Source organism: Luteibacter sp. W1I16 (assembly GCF_050434905.1).
Lineage (GTDB): Bacteria > Pseudomonadota > Gammaproteobacteria > Xanthomonadales > Rhodanobacteraceae > Luteibacter.
The window spans coordinates 2,293,493-2,316,476 of the sequence record NZ_JBNDJJ010000001.1; the positions used below are offsets into that span (position 1 = coordinate 2,293,493).

The window sequence follows — 22,984 nt, forward strand, 5'->3', positions numbered from 1 at the left end:
TAAGGAAATGCGCATGGCGCCGGTCCAAGAGGGTGTGAATCCGAAGCAGCGCCAGTACGAAGCCATGGTGCGCGCCCTGTCGGCGGACCTCTACCGGTACGCCTTCTGGCTGTCGCGCTCCGAGACGGTCGCCCAGGACCTCGTCCAGGAGACCTTCCTGCGCGCGTGGAAAAACCTCGACAGCCTTCGCGACGCCGAACTGGCGAAGCCATGGCTGATCACCATCCTGCGCCGTGAGCACGCGCGCCTCTACGAACGCAAGCGCCTGGACACCGTGGAGCTGGACGACAACGTGCCCGAAGACGCCGCGTTCGCCAGCCCCGAACGCAGCGGTGACGCCGCGCAGGTGCGCGAAGCGATGCTCAAGCTGCCGGAAAAATACCGCGATCCGCTCGCCATGCAGGTGCTCGGCGGCATGACGTGCGAAGAGATCGCCGAAAGCACGGGTCAACAGCCGGGCGCGGTGATGACCCAGCTGTTCCGCGCCCGCCAGCGCCTGAAGGACCTGCTCGGTGGGCGCGCCCTGGCCGAGGGGAGCCGGAAATGAATTGCCTCGAATTCCGCCGCCGCATCGGTGCCGAGCCCCGCTCGCGCGATCCCGAACTTCTCGCCCACCGCGACAGCTGCAAGGAAGGATGCGCGGCTTTCTGGCAGCGTGCCCAGCGTTTCGACGACGACCTCGAAGCCGCTCTTGCCGTGCCGGTGCCCGACGGCCTGGCCGATCGCATCCTGCTGGTCCAGGCTACCGGTGAGCGCCGCCGCCAGGTCGGGCGCCGGCGTGCCTGGATGGCGATGGCCGCGTCGGTCCTGATCGCTTTCGCCGGTGTCGGCATGTTGTGGCGCCACGCCGACCTCAACTCCGTGCCGGCCCTCGCCGTGGCGCACATGCCCGAGGAAATGGACGCCCTCAGTCTCACCGAACCCATGACCGACGCCCAGGTCGAGGCCGGGTTCACCGGTCGGGCGACCCGGCTCAAGGGTCCGGCGCCGATCGGTGTGACGTACGTGCACGACTGCACGGTGGGCCCCTACCCGGCGGTGCATGTCGTCACCCGCATGAACGACGAGCCGGTGGTCGCGCTGTACATGCCCGGCAAGATGGTCGACAAGACCACCGAGTTTCATCGCGACGGCTGGGACGGCCGCCAGGTGGCGCTCAGTGGCGGCACGCTGGTGGTCATGGCGCAGGGCGCGAGCCGGAAGACGCGGGACGCGGTGGAACGCGGCTGGCGGGCCGCGATCGAGGGCCCGGCAGGCCAGGCCGTGGGCCGGATCTGAACGATTGCCGCCCCGGCGGCCCCATCCGGCGCGGGTTGGGCGATAATGCCGCCCCGAATCTCTTGTCTCCGGAACCGCGATGACCGATCTCGCCGTGGTCGTGCCCGTCTTCAACGAGCGCGACAACATCCCGCCCCTCCTCGCCGAAATCGCCTCGGCCCTGCGTGGACGGATCGACTTCGAGATCATCTACGTCGACGACGACAGTACCGACGACAGCGTGGCCGTGCTCACGGCCGCCCGCGCGCAGTATCCGGAGCTTCGGATCATCCGCCACATCACCCGCAGCGGGCAGAGCACCGCGGTATGGAACGGTGTGCGCGCCGCCCGCGCGCCCTGGATCGCCACGCTGGATGGTGACGGCCAGAACGATCCGGCCGATATCCCGAAGCTGCTCGCCGCGCGGGAAGGCGCCAAGCCCGAGTTGAAGCTGTTCGCTGGCTGGCGCGTCACGCGGCGCGACAGTTTCAACAAGCGCATCTCGTCGAAGGTCGCCAACGCGGTGCGCTCGCGCATGCTCCAGGACGACACGCCCGATACCGGTTGCGGCCTGAAATTGTTCGAGCGCGAGACCTTCCTGCGCCTGCCTTACTTCGACCACATGCACCGGTATCTCCCGGCCCTGGTCAAGCGCGCCGGCTTCGCCAGCCAGAGCGTCCCCGTAGGCCACCGTCCGCGCACGGCGGGCACCTCGAAATACGGCATGCTCGACCGCCTCTGGGTCGGCCTTGCCGATCTTCGCGGCGTGGCATGGCTGATGCGCCGCGCCAAGGTCACCCGCACCGAAGAGATCTGACGCCATCGCCGCTGAAGCGGCTTCCCACCACAGCACCGAATAGACCAGCTTAGGAAGAGACCTGGTGGGAGCCGACCTTGTCGGCGATCCCGCGGCAGCGGGCCAGGCTATGGCAAGCACCCCATCGCCGACAGGGTCGGCTCCCACCAGAGCGGGTCTGGGCTCCCATCGGACGGGCGCCCACCGGGAAGGCCCTGCTAGCGGAAGGTAGCCCGCGGTGTCCAGTGGTCCAGCGCGCGGGCCGTGCGTTCGCGCCCCAGTTCGATCAGTTCGCGTGCGCGATAGAACTCGTACACGGTGGAGACGTTGCGCGGGATCTCGATCAGCAGGTCGGGCGGATAGGCCGCGAGGCGCAGCCGCGATAGATTCGCCTGCATGAGATCCATGGACTGCGTCATCAGTTCGAACGCGCCGGGATCCCTGACCTTGGCTTCGCCTTGCGGCAGCACGCGGCCGATCAGGCGGCCGAGCCGGGCGGTATAGCCCTTGTCGGCCACGGCGGTCACGTCACGTTCGGGTGGTTTCTGCATCTCGGCCGCGCCATCCACGCTCACCGCCACCACGTAATCCGCGTCCTCACGCATCAGGGGCAGCACGGGCAAGGGATTGAGCAAGGCGCCGTCGACCAGGCGACGGCCTTCATGCGTATAGGGGCGGAACAGCGTGGGGATCGCGATCGAGGCACGGATCGCGTCGAACAGCGGGCCGCGGGTGAGCCACACTTCGCGCTCCCGGTCGATATCGGTGGCCACCGCCGTATACGTGATCGGCAACTCCTCGATGTTCACCTCGCCGATCAACTCGCGCAGGGCCGCCATGATCCGGTCGCCCTTGATGAATCCGCCGCCCGAGAAACTCCAGTCCACCAGGCGCAGCACGTCGAAGCGGGCAAGGGTGGAGACCCAGTCGCGGTAGATGTCGAGCTTGCCCATGGCGTAGATGCCGCCGATGAGGGCGCCCATCGACGTACCGGCGACGGCGACGATCTCAAAGCCGCGCTCCTCCAGTTCCTCGATGGCGCCGATGTGGGCGAGGCCCTTGGCCGCACCCGCACCCAACGCCAGCGCCACACGGGGTTTACGTGGCTCGCCGGTGGTGGCGGGCAGGGCGCCGGGATCGGCGATGTCGAGGTCGCTCATGGAGCCTGCTTAGTGACGGTTGCCGTTGCCCTGGTACCCGGAAAGGGCCAGTTGCAGCAGGATCTTCATTTCCTCGCGCAGGGGCAGCGGCGAGACGATCTCGGCGTCCGGACCGTATTTGAGCACGTCCATCAGTAGTTCGCGCGAGTTCGAGTACGGCACCTTCAGTTCGTAGCGGCCGTCGGGCAGCCACTCACCCTTCTGCTGCGAATGCCAGTGTTCGTCGGCCACCCAGCGCGCGGCGTGCGAGGAGAAGCGGATGGTCGCCCAAGCCTTCGGCTTGCCCGCGAAAATACCGTAGCTGGAAGCAAGCAGGTCGTTGAGTTCCGCCTCTTCCACGTCCTTCGCCTTCGCGTCCAGCGCCTGCGGCTCGGCGATGCGGTCCACGGCGAAGCTGCGTAGCGCCTCGCGATCGTGATCCCACACGTCGAGATACCAGTTGTCGCGATAATGGGTCAGGCGTTGTGGCGACACCGTGCGCTTCGTATCGGAGTTCGTCGTGCGTGCGCGGTAGCGGAAGCTCAACTGGCGGCGTTCGAGCACGGCGCCGGCGACCATGCGGAACACCTGCTGGTCCATCTTGCGCGCGCCCCAGGAAATCACCCGGATGCGGTCGACAGGCAGGGCCTTGCCGCTGCCGTGGTCGGAGAGCAACCGTTCGATGCGGGCCTTGAACGGCGCCAGCGCCCCGGCCAGCACGCCCGGGTCGGACCGGCCGATCAACTCGTTCAGTGCCATGAGGGCGGCCAGCTCGTCGCTGGTCAGCCACAGGCCGGGCAATTCGAAACTGTCGCCTTCGCCCGCCTCGTAGCGGAAGGAGGCCTGCTCGCCGGCCACGCTTTGCACCGGTGCCCCCAAGGCGTCGCGGAGGAAGGCCACGTCGCGATACAGCGTGGCGCGCGAGCACTCCAGCTCGTCCATCAGGCGCGACAGGGGTACCGGGTAATGGGCCGACTTCAGCAGCCGGTGCAGGGTAAGAATGCGCTCGTAGCGGTCCATGGATGTCGCCGGCAGATGGAGCTTTCGGGAAGTGTGTCCGCGCGGGCGTGACGCCCGTATCTACGCGGGCCAAGCATGGCGGTGAGACGAGGCGTCCGCAAGGGAGGGGCCCACTTCATCCTGTAGGATTCCAGGCTCGTGCAACGCCCTGGGTTTGCGCCGGGCCGCAATAGGCGCAAAAATGTACGCTTTGCGATTCGCCGAAGGCCTCCCCCCGACCATGGCGGAACCGAACGAGGCACCCTCCATCGTGTCGGCCCAAGGGCGATCCGATGGCGGCGGCGCCCTCCTCAGCCTGTTTTCCCCACCGATCGTGGTCGTGCAGACGGCCAGCGCGACCGGTTACGGCTTGTGGATGGTGCTGGGCACGGCCCTGGCCCTGGGCCTGTACCCGGACGGCCGCGGCGATGTGCTGGCACCACTGTCGATCGGGCTGGTGCTGGTCGGCGCCGGACTGGTCGCGACGTGCCTGCGCCTGCCGTTCGCGCCGGAATGGCATGGCTGGAATCCCGTGAAGCGGATGATGCCCACCTCGGAAGGCATGATCGCCATGGCGACATTCCTGCCGATGCTGGCGCTGGGCGGCCTGGCCCGGGGCGGCAACGATTTCTGGGCGACGCGGCTGGCCGGCGCGGCGCTGATGCTCTGTAGCCTGGCTACCCTGGTCTATACGGCTCGCGGCGATTCGCGTGGCCTGCCCGGTCCACTGGCCTCGGTGGCCAACGCCTTGCCGCTGGGCAGGACGATTTCCGCCCTCTTCGCGGGCGGCCTGTGGTTCTGGGTCTGCGTCGCATTACAGGTTGAGACGCCGATCGCTCCGTTCAATCCGTGGCGGCTGGCCTTGCTCGGGGTGGCTCTCGCCCTGGGCCTGGTCGAGGGCATGCGTTGGCGGGCCCTGCGCCAGCTTGCTGAAGATCGCGGCAAGACGGAATCGATCTCCGGCCGAGGCACGGCCTCGTTGCTGGGCTGGCGGTTCGGCGTGGCGGCGCTCGCGGTGGGGTTGCCCTGCCTGCTGTTGATCGCCCACCCGAGTGGCGCGATGCAATCCATGGCCGCCGGTCTGGCCGCGTTAAGCTGCGTTGTCGGTCAATGTCTCGAACAGCGGCTTTATGGCCGCGCATACGCCCGGCTCGTCGCGAGCTAGGCACCATCATGGCGCGGGGGCGCGCCGCTGGCCGTCCATACGGCCAAAAAATACGATTTCCATTCACATCCGGGTAGACGATGAAAAAACTGCTTATCGCCACGCTCGTCCTCACCGCGCTGCCGTTCACGGCATCGGCGCAGGACGCCAACGCCAATCCGAACCAGGACCCGTCGCAGAACGGCGGCTGGACGGGCTCGGGCGAATTCGGTTTCGCTTCTTCCCGCGGCAACTCTCGCTCCGAGAACGCCAACGCGAAGCTCGGCCTCAGCCAGGAAAACGAGGTCTGGAAGAACAACTTCTTCCTCAACGGGCTGCGTTCGAAGGGCGAGGTGTCGGTCACCGACGGCGACGGCAACACCGTCGACAAGTTCAGCACCACGGCTAACCGCTACGACACGGGTGCATCGGTGGGCTATAAGTTCGATCCGCGCAGCTACGTCGTGACCGCCGCCCGTTACGAGCACGATGATTTCGGTGCCAACCTGTGGCAGGGCATCATCTCGGTCGGCTACGGCTACATCGCGCTGAAGAACGAACGTGCCGAGCTGTCGTTCGAAATCGGTCCCGGTTTCAAGCGCTACCAGCCGGCCAAGTCGAGCCGCGCGGTGTTGAACCCCGATGGCACGCCGGCGGTCGACGCGGAGGGCAACGCGCTCTCCGAGACCTACACGCCGAGCGCCGAGAGCGAAGTGGTCGGCCGTGGGCTGATCAACGGCAAGTATCGCCTCACCGACAATACGGCGCTGGAAGATACGCTGCTGGTGGAAGCGGGTTCGAAGAACCAGTACTACCAGAACGATATCGGCGTATCGGTCAGCATGACGAAGAAGATGGCGCTCAAGGTCGGCTATCAGATCCGCTACAACAGCGACACGCAGCCGGGCACGGTCAGCACGGATAAGCTGATGACGACGAACCTCGTCTATAACTTCTGACGCAAACCCCTCACCGCTGCGGCTTCAGGAAATCCTCGGCACCCAGTTCCAGCAGCATCGCCGCCACTTCGTGTCCCAGCGCGACCGGCGTATCGCCCGCGCTGTCCGCCTGGGCATGCAGCAGTTCGCCCGTGGCGGCGTCGCCGACCAGGCCGTGCAGGGTGAGGCCGCGCTCGGCGACCACGCACCATGCGCCGATGGCGACGGCGCAGCTGCCACCCAATCGTTCGTTCATCGCCCGCTCCGCGTCCACGGCGATGCGGGTTTCCTCGTCTTCCAGCGCGGCCAGCAATTCGGTCACGCGCATGTCGTTCACGCGGGACTCCACCGCGATGGCGCCCTGGCCGGGCGCCGGTAGCCAGCCGGGGCTGGCCAGCCGTGTACGTATACGCTGGCCGAGACCAAGCCGCTCGACGCCCGCGCAGGCGAGGATGATCGCGTCGTAGTGACCGTCGTCGAGCTTGGCCAGGCGCGTATTCACGTTGCCGCGCAGGTCGAGCAGTCGCAGGTCCGGGCGCAGTGCGCGCAACTGCGCCTGGCGCCGCAACGACGAGGTGCCGACGCGGGCGCCTATCGGAAGCTCGGCGAGGCTGGCGTAGTCGTTGGCGATGAAGGCATCGGCGGCGTCGGCCCGGGGCAGGATCGCCGACAGCGCGAAGCCGGGCTCCAGTTCGGCCGGTACGTCCTTCAGGGAATGCACGGCGATATCCGCGCGATCCTGGAGCATCGCCACTTCCAGTTCCTTCAGGAACAGCCCCTTGCCGCCGATCGTCGCCAGGGACCGGTCGAGGATCTCGTCGCCACGCGTGGAGAGCGGTACCAGTTCCACGACCAGGTTCGGATGCGCCTGGCGCAACAGACCGGCCACGTGTTCGGCTTGCCAGAGGGCCAGCGCGCTCTTGCGGGTGGCGATGCGAAGCGGTGCGGTCATGGCGTTCCGTACGGGAGCTGACGTGAAAGGTGACGATTGTCCCGCAAACGACGGCCGAGCGCAGCGTGGCGCGACGTCCCGGTGTCAGGCGCCAGGCGCGCGGAGCAACTGGCGGATCGCCGGCAGGTTGCGCCGGCTCACCTCGGGGGTCATGTCGGTGCCCGCGAGGCGGGCCAGCACACGTCCGTCGGGGAGCGTCTTCAGGCCCAGCAGCCGCTCGCGCGGGATCAGGCAGTTGCGGTGCAGGCGGACCAGGCGTTCGCCATGCGCGGCCTCGAGCTGGCGCAGCGATTCGTCGATCAGCCACATGCCGCCACGATGGTGCACGGCGACGTATTTCTCGTCGGCGAGCAGGTAGAGCACCTCGTCGAGCGCCACGCGCACCTCGTCGGCACCGTGCCGGGCGCGAAGCCAAGCCCCGCGTTCGGCACGGGCAGGCAGGCGGCGCGCCATGGCGCGCTCCATCGCTTCGTCCAGGCGTTCGGCGCGCACCGGCTTCAGCAGGTAGTCCGTGGCGCCGAGGTCGAAGGCGCTGAGCGCGTGTTGCTCATAGGCGGTGCAGAACACCACCTGGGGTGGCGCGGGCAACGCGGCGATCCGCTTCGCGGCCGCCGTGCCCGTCAGCCCCGGCATCTCGATGTCGAGCAGCACGAGGTCGGGTTTCAGCTGGGCGCAGGCTTCCATGACGGCGTCGCCGTCGGCGACCTCGCCTACCACGGTCACGTCGTCGCGACGGGCCAGCAAGGTGCGCAGGCGCATCCGCGCCAGCGGCTCGTCATCGGCGATCAGTACGCGCATGCGCGGACTCCGGCAGGAACAGGGTCACGACGAAGCGGTTGCCGTCGGCTTCGGCGCGTACCGTGGCGCGCTCGCCGAAATGAAAGCGGACGCGTTCTCGCACGCTGCGCAAGCCGTGGCCATTGCCGGGCGTGGCCGGGGCGTCCGACAACGGATTGTCGATCACGATCTCCACGCCACCCGCGACCCGGCGGCCGCCGAGGCGTATCGTGCCGCCGGCGCGGCTGGGCTGCACGCCATGACGGATCGCGTTTTCCACCAGCGGCTGCAACAGCAGGCGCGGCAGGGGAAGATCCTCGGGCACGTCGATCGAGCGCTCAACGCGCAGGCGGTCGCCCAGGCGCAAGGCCTCGATCTCCAGGTAACGATCGACCAGCGACCATTCCTCTCCCAGCGTTCCCACGGACGATGGGTCGCTGCCCAATGCGGCGCGGAACAGCTCCGCCAGGTTCTCCACCGTGCGTTCGGCGGCGTCGGGGTCCACGCGGATCAACGCGGCCACGGCGTTCATGCTGTTGAAGAGGAAGTGCGGACGGATGCGGGCCTGCAAGGCGGCCACCTGCGCCTGCGCCTCCGCCGCCACGCGTGCCTGCCATTGGGCCACCACGTAGAAATACCGCAGCAGGCCTGCGCCGAGCAGGCCGGTGGCGAGCACGCTGTCGCGGACGAAGCGGAATCGCGAGGCCGGGCTGAGCCCCGCGCCGAGGTTGTGATCGATCCAGCCGAGCAAGGTGGCGCTCACGCCCACCGTCACCACCAACACCAACCAGACGGCGGCGTAAGGCCATAACCAGGACAACCGTTGCATCCAGGGGCGCAGCTTGCACAGCGCCACCGTCAACAGCATCGACAGCCAGCTGGTGAACAACACGGCGATGCAATAGTCGCGCAGGTCGCCGTCGTTGCCCGGCGCGAGCCACATCAGCGTGACGGTCAGCGCACCCACCACCAGCAACGCGAACAGCACCGGCAGGCTGCAGAAGTCGGGCAGCGGCGCCGACGGCGGGCGTCGCGTGGCGGGGCTGTCGGAAGGGGTGGGTGGCATGCCGCGAGTATGCCGGATGCTCGTGGGCGCCAGCGCGCGACGGATCACGCGTCGGCGAAGCGCCCGGCGAGCCAGGCGCGGATGTCCCCGATCTCCGCCAGGCTGACCTGGTGCCCCATGGGATAGCTGTGCCATTCGATCCGATGACCGAGGGTTTCCAGCGCCCGTCGCGATTGCTCGCCGAGGACCATGGGTACGATCGGGTCGGCGCTGCCATGGCCCCAGAAAATCGGCGTGGCGTGGTTCGCGCCGCTGCGTTCGGCCTCGATCGTCTCGTGCAAGGGCAGGTACGCCGATAGCACGAGGATGCCCGCCAGCGACTCGCCGTGGCGAAGACCGGCGGAAAGCGCCATGGCGCCTCCCTGCGAGAAACCGGCCAGCACGATGCGCGACGCGGGGATACCGCGCTCCACCTCGCGCGCGATCAGGGCCTCCACGTCGACGATCGAGGCACGGATGCCCTCGGCATCCTGCTTGTCGGCGATGGCGAGTCCCTTGATGTCGTACCACGCGCGCATCGGCACGCCGTTGTTCACCGTCACCGGACGCACCGGCGCGTGCGGGAACACGAAGCGGATGCCCGGCCATGCCGGGTCGACCAACTCCGGCACGATCGGCGCGAAGTCGTTACCGTCCGCGCCCAGGCCGTGCAGCCAGATCACCGACCAGGCCGGTGACTGACGGGTTTCTTGTTCGACGGTGGGCAAGGACATGCGCTTACTCCCCCAGCCCGAGCTCGGTCGCGAAGAACGTCATCGACAGCGCCTGGTTACCCACGCGCTGGCTGAAGGGCGCGCCGATACCGTGTCCGGCGTTCATCCGCGTGAGCAGCAGCACCGGTTGGCCCGAGGTGCTGGCGTCCTGCAACGCGGCGGCGAACTTGCGCGACTGCCACGGCGCGACGCGCGGATCGTTCGCGCCCGTGGTCAACAGGACAGCCGGGTACTTCGTGCCTTTCTTCACGTTGTGCAGGGGCGAATACGCCAGCATGGCCTTCGCGATGGCGGGATCCTTTACCGAGCCGTACTCGCTGACGTTGTACGGCCCGTTCGCGAACGCGGTTTCATGGCGAGGCACGTCGTAGATGCCGACGGCACCGACCACCGCGCGGTACTGTTCCGGATGCTGGGTCAGCGCCGCGCCCATCAACAGGCCACCGTTGCTGCCGCCGAGGATGCCGAGGTGGCCCGTATCGGTCCACCTGGTGTCGATCAGCGCCTGCGACGCCGCGTAGAAATCGTCGAACACGTTCTGCTTGCGCTGCTTCTGGCCCTGCTCGTGCCATGCTTCGCCGAACTCGTTGCCGCCGCGGATGTTGGCGTAGGCCAGCACGCCACCGCGTTCCAGCCATGCCAGGTTGGGGCCGACGAAGCCGGGCGTGACGGGAATCCCGAAACCGCCATAGCTATAGAGGATCGTGGGACGCTTGCCGTTGGGCGTGACGCCGTCCATCGCGATCACGGTGACCGGGATCTTGCTGCCGTCCTTCGATGTGCCTTCGACGCGAGTGACGCGCACCTTCGAATAGTCGGCGGCCGGCTTCACCTCGAAGATGGTCTTCAGCGAACCGGTGGCACCGTCATACTCGGCCCAGTGCGTCGGTGTGGTCCAGCCGGCATACGAGATCAACGCCTTGTCCTGGCCTTTTTCCGACGCCACGCCGCCGATGGCCACGCCCGTCGCCGGAAGCGGCACGCGGCGCACGAAGCCCGCTTTCGCGTCGTACTGGTCGGCCCACCAATCCGGGCCCGCGCTGCGCACGACGAGGAAGCCGTTGCCGAGGGGTGTCACATGCTGGATGGCGCCTTCCCCTTCGGCGAGCACGTCGGCGGTCTTGCCATCGGCTCCTATCGTGACGATCTTGCCGCGTGGCGCTCCGGCGAAGGTCACTACGTAGAGGTGGTCGCCCACCCAACTGGCCGAACGCACGTCGGCCTCATGGCCCAGCACTCGCTTGAACTCGCCGCTGTCCTTGCGCAGGTAGACCTCGGCGGGACCGCCGTCGCCTTCGTTCGCGAGCAGCGCGGTGGACTTGCCACCGCCGCCTTCCATGAGGATGTACTCGGCCACGTGCGAGTAGCCCTTGCCGAACACGACACGGTCCTTCGCCGCGGGCTCGCCGATCACGTGATGGGCGAGGTAGGCATCGAACTCGCGCAAGGGTTTGCCGGCGGCCGGCGCGTCGAAACGTGCGTAGATCACGCCCTTTTCGTCGGCGTCCCAGGCCAGCGCCTGCGGTGTGGTGCCGCCGCCGGCGAAGGGCAGTGCGTCACCGAGCGGCTTGCCCGTCTTCGTGTCGAGGATATGGATGGTGGTGAGTTCACTACCGCCTTCGGCCGTTCCGTAGGCGAGGTAGCGGCCGCTCGGGGAGGGCCAGTAGGCCGTGATGGCGGTGTTGCCCTCGCCCTTGTTGAGATCCACCAGCGTGCGCGTCTCGCCGTCGGGCCAGGCTTTCGCCACGAGCACGGGCTGCGGCTGCGGCGGCGTGTTCTCGAAGTAGAACAAGGTGCCGCCCGCCAGGGTCGGCGACGAGCGTGTCGTGGAGGTGATGGACAGTTCGCGGATACGCGCGCTCAGCGTCTTGCCGAGCGGCATCGCGCCGATCGCGGCTTCGGTATAGGCGTTCTGCGCTTCGATCCACTTCGTCACGTCCGCCGCGCCCGGATTTTCCAGCCAACGGTACGGATCGTTCACCGGTTGCCCCGCGAGGGTTTCGGACACCACGCGCTTCGGCGTCGGCGGCGGTTGGGGCGTGGCCGCCTGGGCGGCGAAGGCGACGAACAGGCTGGCGGCGAGCAGGCGTGGAACGAGGGCGCGCATGGGTGGACTCCGGGGGAGGAACGCCGAGCGTAGCAAAGCGCGCCACCTCTAGCGCGCCACCTCTCGTTGGAAACAGCTTGGTGGGAGACAGCCTGGTGGGAGCCGACCTTGTCGGCGAACCCGCGGCAGCGGGCCGGGTTACGGCAAGCACCCATCGCCGACAGGGTCGGCTCCCACCAAACGAGGGGGCGCGCTATGCTCGACCGATTTGCCCGATCCGGAACGCACCATGCGTGTACTTGCCGCCGCCCTGCTTACCGTCCTTGCCGCCGCGCAAGCCACCGTCGAAGCACAGACCCCGGCCGCCGTGCCTACGGCATCGGCGCCGCTGGACATGGAAACGATCATGGCCGATCCGGACTGGATCGGGCCGGCGGTGGAGGATGCCTACTGGAGCGTCGACGGCAGCCAGCTCTACTACTCGCTCAAGCATGACGGCAGTCCGGTGCGCGATCTCTGGCGCGTTCCCGCGCATGGCGGCACACCGGAGCGGCTCGCGCCCACGGCCGCCGCGAGCGCCGATGGCGGCACGCCCGTATTCGACCGGGCTCGCCGGCACGCCGCGTTCGTCAGGCACGGCGACATCTTCCTGCGCGACCTCGCCACGGGCGCCACCGTGCAGGTGACTCGCACGGCGGCCAAGGAGCGTGATCCGCGCTTCTCCACGGACGGTGGCATGTTGACCTTCCGCGCCGACAACGAGTGGTTCGCGTATGCCCTCGCCGGTGGCCCCGTGGTGAAGGCCGCGGACCTGGAAGAGAAGGACGATCCGAAGGCGAAGAAGCCGGACGACCTGGCCGACGACCAGCAGTCGCTGTTCAAGACGCTACGTGGGCTGCGTGCCGACGAAGAGGCGATGAAGGCCGACGCCGATGCGTTGGCCGCGGCCGATCCGGGCCGGGCGCCGAAGCCTTTCTGGCTCGGCAAGAACGTGAGCATCGCCGACACCTCGTTGTCGCCGGATGGCCGGTGGATGCTGGTGGTGACCCAGGCCAAGGACGCGGACGCGGGAAAGATCGCCGACCTCACCCATTACGTGACCGATTCCGGGTATGCGGAAACCGAGGCGACGCGTGCCTACGTCGGCCGCAACGATCCCGCGCCGCAGACGCTGCGGCTGCTCGACCTCAAGACGCACGCCGCGTTCGAACTCGATACGGACACGCTGCCAGGTATCGGCGACGACCCGCTGGCGGACATCCGTAAGAAGACCGTGGCCGCGCTGCGCAAGGACGGCAAGGCCGACCGTGCCGACGCGCTGGCCGCTCCGAAGAAGCGGCCGGTGATCGTCAATGGGGAATACAGCCCCGGCATCGTCTGGAGTGACGACGGCCGCGAGGTGGCCGTGCAACTGCGCGCCATCGACAACAAGGATCGCTGGATCGCGACGGTCGACTTCGATCGCCACGCGCTCGTCGCGCAACACCGGCTCACCGACAAGGCCTGGATCAACTGGGATGGCAACGACTTCGGCTGGCTGCGCGATGGCCGCACCCTCTGGTACCTGAGCGAGGAATCCGGGTACGCGCAGCTTTACACGAAGCCACTCGGCGGCAAGGCCAGGGCTTTGACGTCGGGACGCTTCGAGGTGGATCACCCGGTGCTCAGCCCCGACGGCGCCCGTTTCTACATTCGTACGAACAAGGCCGCGCCGTACAGCTACGACATCTACGGCGTGCCGGCGGCGGGCGGCGAACTCGTCCGCATCACCCGGTTCCAGGGCCTGGACGACTTCAGTCTTTCGCCGGACGGCACGCGCCTCGCGGTGCTGCACTCGGCGCCGTATGTACCGTCCCAACTGGCGGTCGTCGGCGTGGACGGCACGGAGTCGCGTGACCTCACCGACACGCGCAAGCCGGCCTACGCGGCGCGTGCCTGGATCGCACCGAAGATCGTCGAAGTGCCTTCGCGGCACGGTGCGGGAACGATATGGGCGAAGTTCTATGGCCCGGCCGACGCGGCCGCGTCGGCATCCCGCCCCGCCGTGATCTTCGTCCACGGCGCCGGCTACCTGCAGAACGTGCACTTGTCGTACCCGGCCTATTTTCGCGAGCAGATGTTCCACAACCTGCTGGTGCAGCGCGGTTACGTGGTGCTCGACATGGACTACCGCGCTTCCAAGGGTTACGGCCGCGACTGGCGTACCGCCATCTACCGTCGGATGGGCCACCCCGAGCTGGACGATCTGCTCGACGGCAAGGCCTGGCTGGTGGAACGGCAAGGCGTGGACCCGAAACGGGTCGGTATCTACGGTGGCAGCTATGGCGGTTTCATGACGCTGATGGCCTTGCTCCGGGCGCCGGGAGAATTCGCCGCCGGCGCGGCGCTCCGCCCGGTGACCGACTGGACCAGCTACAACCACGAATACACCTCGAACATCCTCAACGACCCGCAGCTGGATCCGGAGGCGTACACGGCCAGTTCGCCCATCCGCTACGCCGATGCGCTCGCCGATCCGCTGCTGATCGAGCACGGCCTGATCGACGATAACGTGCTGGCGAGCGATTCGATCCGCCTTTACCAGCGTTTCATCGAACTGCACAAGAAGAACTTCTGGATGTCGCTCTATCCGATGGAACGGCATGGTTTCGTGCACGCCGACTCGTGGTACGACGAATACCGCCGTATCGACGAGCTGTTCCGCGACTCCCTGGAAAATCAGTCGCATTGAGGACCGTCGCGCGCTAACGTATTCCTTTCCTGACGGCACGCACCCATGGCCGACGCCCGCGATGCACGCGCCGACGCGCTCCTCAACGAGATGAAGGACGGCGATGGGCAGCGCCTGAAGGTCTTCCTTGGCGCCGCCCCCGGCGTGGGCAAGACCTTCGCGATGCTGTCCGCCGCGCGCGACCTGCGCCGGCAGGGCGTCGACGTGGTGGCCGGCCTGGTCGAGACGCACGGGCGGGCCGACACGGCCGCCCTCCTCGAAGGCATCGAGGTGTTGCCGCCGCGACAGGTGCGTTATGCCGGGCGGGAGTTCGCCGAGTTCGACCTGGAGGCCGCGCTCGCACGCAAGCCGGCGGTGCTCCTTGTCGACGAACTGGCCCATACCAACCTTCCCGGAGGGCGGCACGAGCGCCGCTGGCAAGACATCGCCGAGCTGCTCGATGCGGGTATCGAGGTCTACACGGCGCTCAACGTGCAGCACCTGGAAAGCCTCAACGACCAGGTCCGGCGAATCACCGGCGTGGCCGTGCGCGAGACGGTTCCCGACGCCTTCCTCGATCGCGCGCGCGACATCGTGCTGGTGGACCTGCCGCCGCGCGAACTCATCGGCCGCCTGCAACAGGGCAAGGTCTACGTGCCCGAGACCGCGGCCGTGGCGCTGGACGCCTTCTTCTCGCCGACCAACCTCGCCGCCCTGCGCGAACTGGCCGTGGAGACCGTCGCGGCCCATGTCGAAAGCGACCTGCGCGGGCACATGCTCGCCCGCGGCGGCGCCATGCCGGTGCGGCGTCGCGTGATGGTGGCGATCGACGGCGCGGCGCAGAGCGAATACCTGGTGCGCATCACCCGGCGCATCGCCGAACGGCGTGGCGCGCCCTGGAGCGTTCTCTACGTCGATCGTGGCGGTGCGGACGGCGAGCGCCGCGAACGCGTGGATGCCGCGATGCGGGCGGCCCGGCGGTTGGGCGGCGAAGCGGTGATCCTGCGTGGCCATGCCGTCGCCGACGAATTGCTGGCCTGGGCCGATCGCGAGGGCGTGGGCCAGATCATCGTGGGCCGCACGCGCGAGCGCCCCATCGCACGGCGGTTGGGTTTTTCGCTGACCCAGCAGCTGCTTCGCCGCGGCGCGCACCTGGAGCTGACGATCGTCGCCACGCCGGTGGAGCGCGCCAAGGCACGCCGCCGCCTGCGTTTCGCCGATGGAAACGGTTCGCGCCGCGAGTATCTCGTCGCCACCGCGGCCACCGCGGTGGCGATGGCGTTGTCGTTCGTGGCCGACCGCTTCCTGTCGGTCGCCAACCTCTCGCTGATCTTCCTTACCGCGGTGCTCTTCGTCGCGGTCCGCACGCGCATGGCCGTGGCCGTCTTCACCGCCGTGCTCTGTTTCCTCGGCTACAACTTCTTCTTCGCGCCGCCCCGGTACACGCTGGCGATCGCCAACGCGGACGACGTCCTCGCGGTGGTGTTGTTCCTGCTCGCCGCGCTGGTTTGCAGCCGTCTCGCCACCCGGCTCGCCGGACAGGTGACGTCCCTGCGTGCGGCACAGGTGCGCGGCCGGGCGCTGGTGGCGTTGGGCCAACAGCTCGCCACGGCCGCCGATGCCGATGGCGTACGCATCGTCGCCGCGCGCGCGCTGGCGCGGGCGCTCGACGCCGACGTGGCGGTGCTGGCGCGGAATGCGGCGGGAGAGCTGACCGTCGCCGCTTCGGTACCCGGAAGCTTCACGCTGTCGACGCAGGACCTTGCCGCCGCGGACTGGAGCGAAGCCCACACCGAGCCAGCCGGCCGCTATACCGACACGCTCAATGGCGCCGCCTGTTGGATGCTGCCGCTGGGAGGCGCCGCGCGACACGCAGGCGTCGTCGCTTTGCGCTTCGCGAGCGACCAGCGAGAACCGGACGCCGATCGTCGCGGCCTGGCGCTGGCCATGATCCAGGACGTGGGACAGGCCCTTGACCGTGCACGGCTCACCGCCGAACTGGAAAGCGCGCGAGTGCAAGGCGAGACCGAGCGCTTGCGCAACGCGCTGCTTTCATCGGTCTCGCACGACCTGCGCTCGCCGCTCGCCTCCATGATCGGTTCGGCGGGAACCTTGCTGAGCTACGACACGCAGTTGCCGGACAACGAACGGATCGAGTTGTTGCAGGCCATCCTTGGCGAAGGCCAACGGCTCGACCGTTACATCCAGAACCTGCTGGACATGACACGCCTGGGCCACGGCACGCTGAAGCTCAACCGCGACTGGGTCGACGCCGCCGAGATCGTCGTCGCCGCCGTGGGGCGCCTGCGCAAGTTGTTCCCTGATGTCCGTGTGGACGTGCATTTGCCGGCGGACACCGTCCTGCTGCATGTCCATCCCGCCCTGATCGAGCAGGCGTTGTTCAACATCCTCGAGAACGCCGCGCGCTTCTCGCCGGCGGACGAACCGGTACGCGTGATCGTCCGCGCCGAGGCGGGCCGCCTGCTGGTGGACGTGATCGACCGCGGCCCCGGCATTCCCGAGGACGAACGAGCGCGGATCTTCGACATGTTCTACTCGGTGTCGCGCGGCGATCGCGGCGCGCAGGGCACGGGGCTGGGCCTCGCCATCTGCCGCGGCATGATCGGCGCGCACGGTGGCAGCGTGGAGGCCTTGCCGAGTACCGGCGGTGGCACCACCATTCGCATCTCCCTCCCCCTGCCGCCGCCGCCGGACGACCAGCCATGAACCCCACCGCTCCCCGCGTGCTGGTGATCGACGACGAGGCCCAGATCCGCCGGTTCCTCGACATCGGCCTGCGTGCGGAGGGCTATCAGGTATTCCTCGCCGCCACGGGGGAAGAAGGCCTGGGCCTCGCCGCCACGCAATCGCCCGACCTGGTCATCCTCGACATCGGCTTGCCGGACCGCGAGGGCCACGACGTGCTGCGCGAACTGCGCCAATGGAGCCAGGTGCCCGTGTTGATGCTGTCCGTGCGCGATGCGGAAACCGAAAAGGTGAAGGCGCTGGACAGCGGCGCGAACGACTACGTGACCAAGCCCTTCGGTATCCAGGAGTTGATGGCGCGCCTGCGGGCGCTGCTTCGACAAGGGGCGAAGGCGGGACAGGCCGAGGCTCCGGTGCGTTACGACGATGGCACGTTGTCGATCGATCTCGCACGGCGCGAAGCGATGCTCGACGGAAAGGCGGTCGCCCTCACGCGCAAGGAGTTCGCCGTGCTGTCATTGCTCGTCCGTCATCCGGGGCGGGTGGTCAGCCAGCAACAGATCCTGCGCGAAGTCTGGGGTCCCACGCATACGCAGGACACCCATTACCTGCGCATCGTGATGGGAAAGCTACGGCAGAAGCTCGGCGACGATCCCTCAGCACCGCGCTGGCTGAAGACGGAGCCGGGCGTGGGCTATCGCTTTCCCGCGAACTGACGATTCGTCCTCACGCGAACTTCATATCCTTCGCCACGCGCGTGATCCCCGTCACAGCCCGGGCCTTCCACATCATTTCTCGGACTAGTCCGATGTTCTTCGCCGGCGCACGCGTGCAGCCTCACGCGCTCATACCTCCATGGAGCGTCGCGTGCACCGTCTGCCACCCATCGCCATATCGATCGTCGCCACCGCCGTCGCCATCGGCATCGTCTACACATCCCGCGCCAACGACGTGGAGTGCACCGACGAGCACTACGTCGCCGGGGAGCGGACGCTGCCCACGCACGACGAAGCGCTGGCGCAATGCCGCGAGGAAGAGAACGCGATGACCGACGGCAAGAGCGGCCACTACGAGAAGGAGCGCTCCTGCTACGACGTCACGCCTCCGGGCACGCATGGCCCGTGGCGGCACGGCCGCATCGCCGTGGACGTGGTCGAACGTCAAAGCGGCGATGCCTATACCTTCGAGGCGCTATGGATGTGCAAACCATCGCCCGACTAAAAAGTCTCCACACCCTGGTGGGAGCCGACCTTGTCGGCGATCCCGCGGCAGCGGGCCTACTTCCCACCCGGGTGAGGGAACGTCAGACGCTCATGGCCTGGCGCGCCAGGTAGCGTCCGGGTGAGTCGCCGAAAGCCTTGCGGAACATCGCCACGAAAGCGCTCGGCGTGGCGTAGCCGAGCGCATCGGCGACGATCGACACCGGCTCGCCATGGGCGAGACGTTCGAGGGCGCGGGTAAGCCGTGCCTGCTGCCGCCACTGCGCCACGCTGCACTGGGTTTCCTGGCGGAACAGGCGCGTGAGCGTGCGCACGGACATACCGGCCCAACTCGCCCATTCCTCGATGCCGCGTGTGTCGTCGGGGCGCTCGAACATCGCCATGGCGATGCGCCGCAGGCGGCGGTCGACCGGCATGGGCAGGTGCAACTGTTCCACCGGCGCCCGCCGCATCTCGTCGAGCAGCACGGCGAAGAGCCGGTCCTTCTCGGGCTCGCTTTCGGAATCCGCAGGCCAACTGGCGGCACGCTTGATGATCGCGCGGAACAGGTCGTTCACCCCCACGACGCACGGCCGGTCCGGAAGCCCCGCCGCGGCGCAGGGGGCGATGAATACGCCCCAGGCATGGCTCGGGCCGGCGATGCTGACCGTATGCATCTCTCCCGGCGGCATCCAGCCCGCGCGGTGCGGGGGCAGCAGCCATGAGCCGTGCTCGGTTCGCGTGATGACAAGGCCTTCTTCCACATAGAAAAACTGGCCGCGCACGTGGCTGTGCCAGTCGGTTTCCTCCAGCGGGATCTCACCCCGCGCTTCGTAGGCGATCAGCGGCGGGCCTTCGGCACTTTCCAGCAGGGTATGCAGCTTTTCGTCCAACATTTGGCCATTTCTCGACATAACTTGGCCAGATAACGATATCAGGCCGATAGCTTCCATGGCTAACATTTGCACTCCCAACTAAGTGTTCCGGCGTGGCGGCTTTTCGCCACGCTCAGGGACCATCGACGCCGGAGATCGTCCCCATGATCCGTCTCGTCACCCGCGACTACAGTGAACTGGGCGAAGGCCAGGAAGCAGGCGAAGCCCTGGTGACCTTCGTGGCCTGTGCCCACGCCATGCTCGACCCGAGCACCCCCGAAGACCAGGTGAGGCGGCTGGAACCGCGTTTGCTGGCCCAGCTCCCCACCCTGAAAGCGCTCGGCATATTCGATTTGTTCGAGGTACGCGATCCCGCGCTGGCGGCCTTGCTGGCGGATGAGACCTAGCCGCTTATTGAACGGGAATATCTGCCGCACGCATATTTGCCTTGACAACTATATTTGAGGCAATAGAATGTGCGGCCATGAACAGCAGCGTATGTCCCACACCCGACGGCAGGGATAGCCTCGGTTCCCTGATCGGCATGGTGCGGAGCGAGATCGTGCGAGCGATCGAGTCCGATCTCGCCGCCCAGGGCGCCGACCTGAAGTTCACCCAGTTCCACGTGCTCAAGCGCCTCGCGGTATTCGGGCCCATGTCCGCGACCGAACTGGCCCGCGCGGTGGACGTGGATGGCGGCGCGATGACGCGCCAGCTCGATCAGCTGGAAGCCAAGGGCTACCTGCGCCGACAGCCGCACCAGCAAGACCGGCGCGCGCTGCGCATCGAGTTGACCGAGGCGGGCGAGGCGCTCTGGCGGCATTTGTACGAAAGCAACGTGGCGACGCTCGAACGCGCCCAGCGCGACCTATCCGCGGAAGAGCGCGAGCGGTTACACGATTACCTGGGACGCGTGCTCAACGCGCTCCGCGAAAAAGACTGATTCACTGTCGAGGCAAAACTCATGCGTCTGCACACTCTCGTGGCGGCCGTCGGGGCCGCGTTGATCCTTTCCGGCTGCGTGACCAGCCGTGGCCTGGATCCGCAGGGCCAGCTGACCGACCCGGCCACCCTCCACGCCGACCGAAGCCTGGCGAAGGCACAGGTTTCCCCGGCCAACTGGCCGGCGGCCGACTGGTGGACCGGGCTGGGCGACAGCCAGCTCGGCGCGCTCATCGAAGAAGCGCTGAAAGACAACCTCGACCTCGCCTCGGCCGATGCGCGCGTGCGCCAGGCCCAGGCGCAGAGTGGCGCGGCCGACGCCTCGCGTGATCCCACCTTCGGCGTGGGCGGCGGTGTCGCCGGCGCGCACCTTCCGGGCACGCTGTTCCCGGCGCCGCTGGGTAACCACTTCAGCTGGACCAAGTACGGGTACGGCAACTTCAACTGGGATCTCGACCTGTGGGGCGGCAAGCGCGCCGCGTGGGAAGCCGCGCTCGGTTCGCAGCGCGCGGCGGAGATCGACGCCCGCGCCGCGCGCATCGAGATCTCGACCAATGTCGCGCGTGCCTACGTGCAGCTCGGCTATGCCTTCACCCAGATGGACGTGGCCAAGGCCGAACTCGATCGCAGCCGTGCGTCGCGCGATCTCACCCGCCAGCGGGTCGCTGCCGGCGTAGACAACCAGATCCAGATCAAGCAGTCCGACACCGAAGTGGCGACGGCCGAGCGCGAAATGGCGGTGGCCCAGCGTGCCATCGATTCGGCGCGCAGCACGCTGAGCGTGCTGCTCGGCAAGGGTCCGGACCGCGGACTCGACATCGGCCGCCCCGCGGTGCTGACGCCGTCGTCCGTCGCGGTGCCCGCCAACCTGCCGGCGGACCTGCTCGGCCACCGCGCCGACCTCGTCGCCGCCCGCTGGCGCGTGGAAGCGGCCTCGAAGGACATCGCCGCGGCGAAGACGGAATTCCTGCCCAACGTCAGCCTCGGCATCCTCGCCGCGCAGGTGGCGGGTGGTTCGGAAAACCTGTTCGCCTCGCGTGCCCGCTTCTGGCAGGTGCTGCCGGCCTTCAGCCTGCCGATCTTCGATGGTGGCCGCCTCCGCGCGAACCTCGCAGGGAAGGACGCCGAATACGATCTCGCCGTGGCCCAGTACAACAAGACGCTGGTCGGCGCGCTGAACGAAGTCGCCGACGATCTCTCCGCGCTGGATTCCTTCGGCACGCAGATCGCCGCGCAGCAGCGCGCGGAAGACGCGGCGCAGCAGGCCTACGACCTCTCGCAACAGCGTTACAAGGCCGGCGTCGGTAGCTACCTCGAATCGCTCATCGTGCGCCAGCAACTGCTCCAGGCGCAGCAGCGCATGGCCGCGCTGCGCGCCCAGCAGGTCGATATCTCCGTCCAACTGATCCAGGCGCTCGGTGGCGGTTTCCGCCCCGAGGCGGACGACCAGCCCGTCGCCGCCGCCACGCCGGCCCACAACTAAGAACACGTCCCGAGGCACCCAACGATGTCACAAGAAACCACCGCCCCCGCCGGCGCCGTCGTGGCGCCGCCACCGAAGAGCCGTCGCGGCTTCTTCCTCAAGCTCCTTGTCCTGGTGCTCGTCCTGGCCGCCATCGGCTGGACCGTCTGGTACTTCGTGGACGGCCGCTGGTACGAGGACACCGACGATGCCTACGTCAACGGTAACGTCGTGCAGATCACGCCGCAGATCGCCGGCACGGTCACCTCGATCGGTGCCGATGACGGCGACCTGGTCCACCAGGGCGACGTGCTGGTGAAGCTCGATCCGAGCGACGCCGAAGTGGCGCTGGAAAGCGCTCGCGCCAACCTGGCAAACACCGTGCGCCGCGTGCGCGGGCTGTACAACAACGTGGCATCGGCGCAGGCCGATGTCGCCGTGCGCCAGACCGCCGTGGCGCGTGCCCGCGCCGACTACGACCGTCGCCGCGACCTCGCCAAGTCCGGCGCGATCTCGGCCGAGGAACTGTCGCATGCCCTCGATACGTTGACCTCCGCCGAGGACAGCCTGTCGTCCGCCAGGCAGGCGTACAGCAGCAGCAAGGTCCTGGTCGACGACACCGTCGTCGCCTCGCATCCTGACGTGCGAGCCGCCGCCGCCAAACTGCGCTCGGCGTACCTCGACGACGTGCGTGCAACCCTGATCGCGCCGGTGGACGGCTACGTCGCCAAGCGCACCGTGCAGGTGGGCCAGCGCGTGCAGCCGGGCGCCGCGCTGATGGCCGTGGTGCCGTTGCAGCAGGTCTGGATCGACGCGAACTTCAAGGAAACCCAGCTGACCCACATGCGCATCGGACAGCCGGTCGACGTCACCGCCGACGTCTACGGCAGCGACATCGTCTACAAGGCTCGCGTGCGCAGCCTCGGCGTCGGCAGCGGCAGCGCCTTCTCGATCCTGCCGGCGCAGAACGCCACCGGTAACTGGATCAAGATCGTGCAGCGCGTGCCGGTCCGCGTCGTCTTCACCGATCCCAAGCAGCTGGAAGAAAAGCCGCTGCGCCTGGGCCTGTCGACCAAGGTGACGGTGTCGCTGCACGACCAGAGTGGCCCCTTGCTGGCGAAGCAGGCGCCGACCGCGCCGGAGTTCTCCACGCCGATCTACGACAAGCAGCTCGCCGATGCCGACAAGGACATCGCTCGCGTGATCCACGAGAACGCTTCCGCGGGCGAAGGCGAGCAACAGCAGGCCCCGAAGTAAGGGAG

General features: G+C 67.9%; 21 protein-coding genes. 13 read left to right on the plus strand and 8 right to left on the minus strand.

The genetic code is table 11. The annotated features are described in order from the left end of the window. The first annotated feature begins 13 nt into the window (after nt 1-13). From QFZ41_RS10215 to QFZ41_RS10225, 3 genes are all read left to right on the plus strand, one after another. On the plus strand, nt 14-547 hold the full coding sequence (locus tag QFZ41_RS10215; RefSeq protein WP_429198665.1) for a sigma-70 family RNA polymerase sigma factor: 534 nt from the start codon (nt 14-16) through the stop codon (nt 545-547). Further along, entirely contained in the window at nt 544-1,278 is a 735-nt protein-coding gene (locus QFZ41_RS10220) for a DUF3379 family protein (RefSeq protein WP_429198666.1), read from the plus strand. Before QFZ41_RS10215 ends, QFZ41_RS10220 begins: the two co-directional genes overlap by 4 nt. A gap of 79 nt (nt 1,279-1,357) precedes the next feature. Then, a complete protein-coding gene (locus tag QFZ41_RS10225) occupies nt 1,358-2,074 on the plus strand; it encodes a glycosyltransferase (RefSeq protein ID WP_429198667.1) in 717 nt (238 codons plus the stop codon). A 197-nt stretch (nt 2,075-2,271) separates the two neighbouring features. On the opposite strand, the gene QFZ41_RS10230 is transcribed toward QFZ41_RS10225, so the two are convergent. Further along, entirely contained in the window at nt 2,272-3,213 is a 942-nt protein-coding gene (locus QFZ41_RS10230; protein ID WP_429198668.1) for a patatin-like phospholipase family protein, read from the minus strand. Between the two features lie 9 nt (nt 3,214-3,222). Then, a complete protein-coding gene (locus tag QFZ41_RS10235; RefSeq protein ID WP_306848655.1) occupies nt 3,223-4,212 on the minus strand; it encodes a helix-turn-helix transcriptional regulator in 990 nt (329 codons plus the stop codon). Between the two features lie 220 nt (nt 4,213-4,432). Between QFZ41_RS10235 and QFZ41_RS10240 the strand changes: the two genes are divergently transcribed. Continuing rightward, a complete protein-coding gene (locus QFZ41_RS10240; RefSeq protein WP_429198669.1) occupies nt 4,433-5,356 on the plus strand; it encodes a hypothetical protein in 924 nt (307 codons plus the stop codon). 80 nt (nt 5,357-5,436) lie between these two features. After that, nucleotides 5,437-6,294: a DUF481 domain-containing protein gene (locus QFZ41_RS10245; protein WP_429198670.1), complete on the plus strand. Its 858-nt coding sequence runs from the start codon at nt 5,437-5,439 to the stop codon at nt 6,292-6,294. A gap of 10 nt (nt 6,295-6,304) precedes the next feature. Here the strand turns inward: QFZ41_RS10245 and hemC are convergent, their stop codons facing one another. From hemC to QFZ41_RS10270, 5 genes are all read right to left on the minus strand, one after another. Beyond that, on the minus strand, nt 6,305-7,225 hold the full coding sequence (hemC, locus tag QFZ41_RS10250) for a hydroxymethylbilane synthase (protein ID WP_429198671.1): 921 nt from the start codon (nt 7,223-7,225) through the stop codon (nt 6,305-6,307). Between the two features lie 84 nt (nt 7,226-7,309). Further along, a complete protein-coding gene (locus tag QFZ41_RS10255) occupies nt 7,310-8,023 on the minus strand; it encodes a LytR/AlgR family response regulator transcription factor (protein ID WP_429198672.1) in 714 nt (237 codons plus the stop codon). Next, on the minus strand, nt 8,001-9,068 hold the full coding sequence (locus QFZ41_RS10260) for a sensor histidine kinase (RefSeq protein ID WP_429198673.1): 1,068 nt from the start codon (nt 9,066-9,068) through the stop codon (nt 8,001-8,003). The genes QFZ41_RS10255 and QFZ41_RS10260 overlap by 23 nt, the downstream gene beginning before the upstream one ends. 44 nt (nt 9,069-9,112) lie before the next feature. Then, nucleotides 9,113-9,781: an alpha/beta hydrolase gene (locus tag QFZ41_RS10265; RefSeq protein WP_429198674.1), complete on the minus strand. Its 669-nt coding sequence runs from the start codon at nt 9,779-9,781 to the stop codon at nt 9,113-9,115. A 4-nt stretch (nt 9,782-9,785) separates the two neighbouring features. Continuing rightward, nucleotides 9,786-11,888 carry a prolyl oligopeptidase family serine peptidase gene (locus QFZ41_RS10270; RefSeq protein ID WP_429198675.1) on the minus strand — a complete coding sequence of 701 codons (2,103 nt, stop codon included), beginning with the start codon at nt 11,886-11,888 and terminating at the stop codon, nt 9,786-9,788. Between the two features lie 229 nt (nt 11,889-12,117). Here QFZ41_RS10270 and QFZ41_RS10275 point away from each other — a divergent pair, with 229 nt between their 5' ends. The 4 genes from QFZ41_RS10275 (at nt 12,118) to QFZ41_RS10290 (ending at nt 18,465) form a co-directional block, all read left to right on the plus strand. Further along, the gene (locus tag QFZ41_RS10275; protein ID WP_429198676.1) at nt 12,118-14,559 is read left to right on the plus strand and encodes a S9 family peptidase; all 2,442 of its coding nucleotides are present in this window, start codon (nt 12,118-12,120) and stop codon (nt 14,557-14,559) included. A 45-nt stretch (nt 14,560-14,604) separates the two neighbouring features. Continuing rightward, nucleotides 14,605-17,265, plus strand: coding sequence for an ATP-binding protein (locus QFZ41_RS10280; RefSeq protein ID WP_429198677.1), 2,661 nt, complete (start codon nt 14,605-14,607; stop codon nt 17,263-17,265). Next, the gene (locus QFZ41_RS10285; RefSeq protein ID WP_429198678.1) at nt 17,262-17,960 is read left to right on the plus strand and encodes a response regulator; all 699 of its coding nucleotides are present in this window, start codon (nt 17,262-17,264) and stop codon (nt 17,958-17,960) included. Before QFZ41_RS10280 ends, QFZ41_RS10285 begins: the two co-directional genes overlap by 4 nt. A gap of 151 nt (nt 17,961-18,111) precedes the next feature. Next, complete coding sequence (locus QFZ41_RS10290) at nt 18,112-18,465, plus strand: hypothetical protein (RefSeq protein ID WP_429198679.1); 354 nt, start codon at nt 18,112-18,114, stop codon at nt 18,463-18,465. Between the two features lie 82 nt (nt 18,466-18,547). On the opposite strand, the gene QFZ41_RS10295 is transcribed toward QFZ41_RS10290, so the two are convergent. Further along, entirely contained in the window at nt 18,548-19,339 is a 792-nt protein-coding gene (locus QFZ41_RS10295) for an AraC family transcriptional regulator (protein ID WP_429198680.1), read from the minus strand. A 143-nt stretch (nt 19,340-19,482) separates the two neighbouring features. Here QFZ41_RS10295 and QFZ41_RS10300 point away from each other — a divergent pair, with 143 nt between their 5' ends. The 4 genes from QFZ41_RS10300 (at nt 19,483) to QFZ41_RS10315 (ending at nt 22,979) form a co-directional block, all read left to right on the plus strand. Beyond that, a complete protein-coding gene (locus QFZ41_RS10300; protein ID WP_429198681.1) occupies nt 19,483-19,725 on the plus strand; it encodes a hypothetical protein in 243 nt (80 codons plus the stop codon). 77 nt (nt 19,726-19,802) lie between these two features. Next, nucleotides 19,803-20,261 carry a MarR family winged helix-turn-helix transcriptional regulator gene (locus QFZ41_RS10305; RefSeq protein ID WP_429198682.1) on the plus strand — a complete coding sequence of 153 codons (459 nt, stop codon included), beginning with the start codon at nt 19,803-19,805 and terminating at the stop codon, nt 20,259-20,261. Nucleotides 20,262-20,282: 21 nt separating this feature from the next. Further along, on the plus strand, nt 20,283-21,743 hold the full coding sequence (locus tag QFZ41_RS10310; RefSeq protein ID WP_429198683.1) for an efflux transporter outer membrane subunit: 1,461 nt from the start codon (nt 20,283-20,285) through the stop codon (nt 21,741-21,743). 24 nt (nt 21,744-21,767) lie between these two features. Beyond that, nucleotides 21,768-22,979, plus strand: coding sequence for an efflux RND transporter periplasmic adaptor subunit (locus QFZ41_RS10315; RefSeq protein WP_429198684.1), 1,212 nt, complete (start codon nt 21,768-21,770; stop codon nt 22,977-22,979). Nucleotides 22,980-22,984 lie beyond the last annotated feature (5 nt).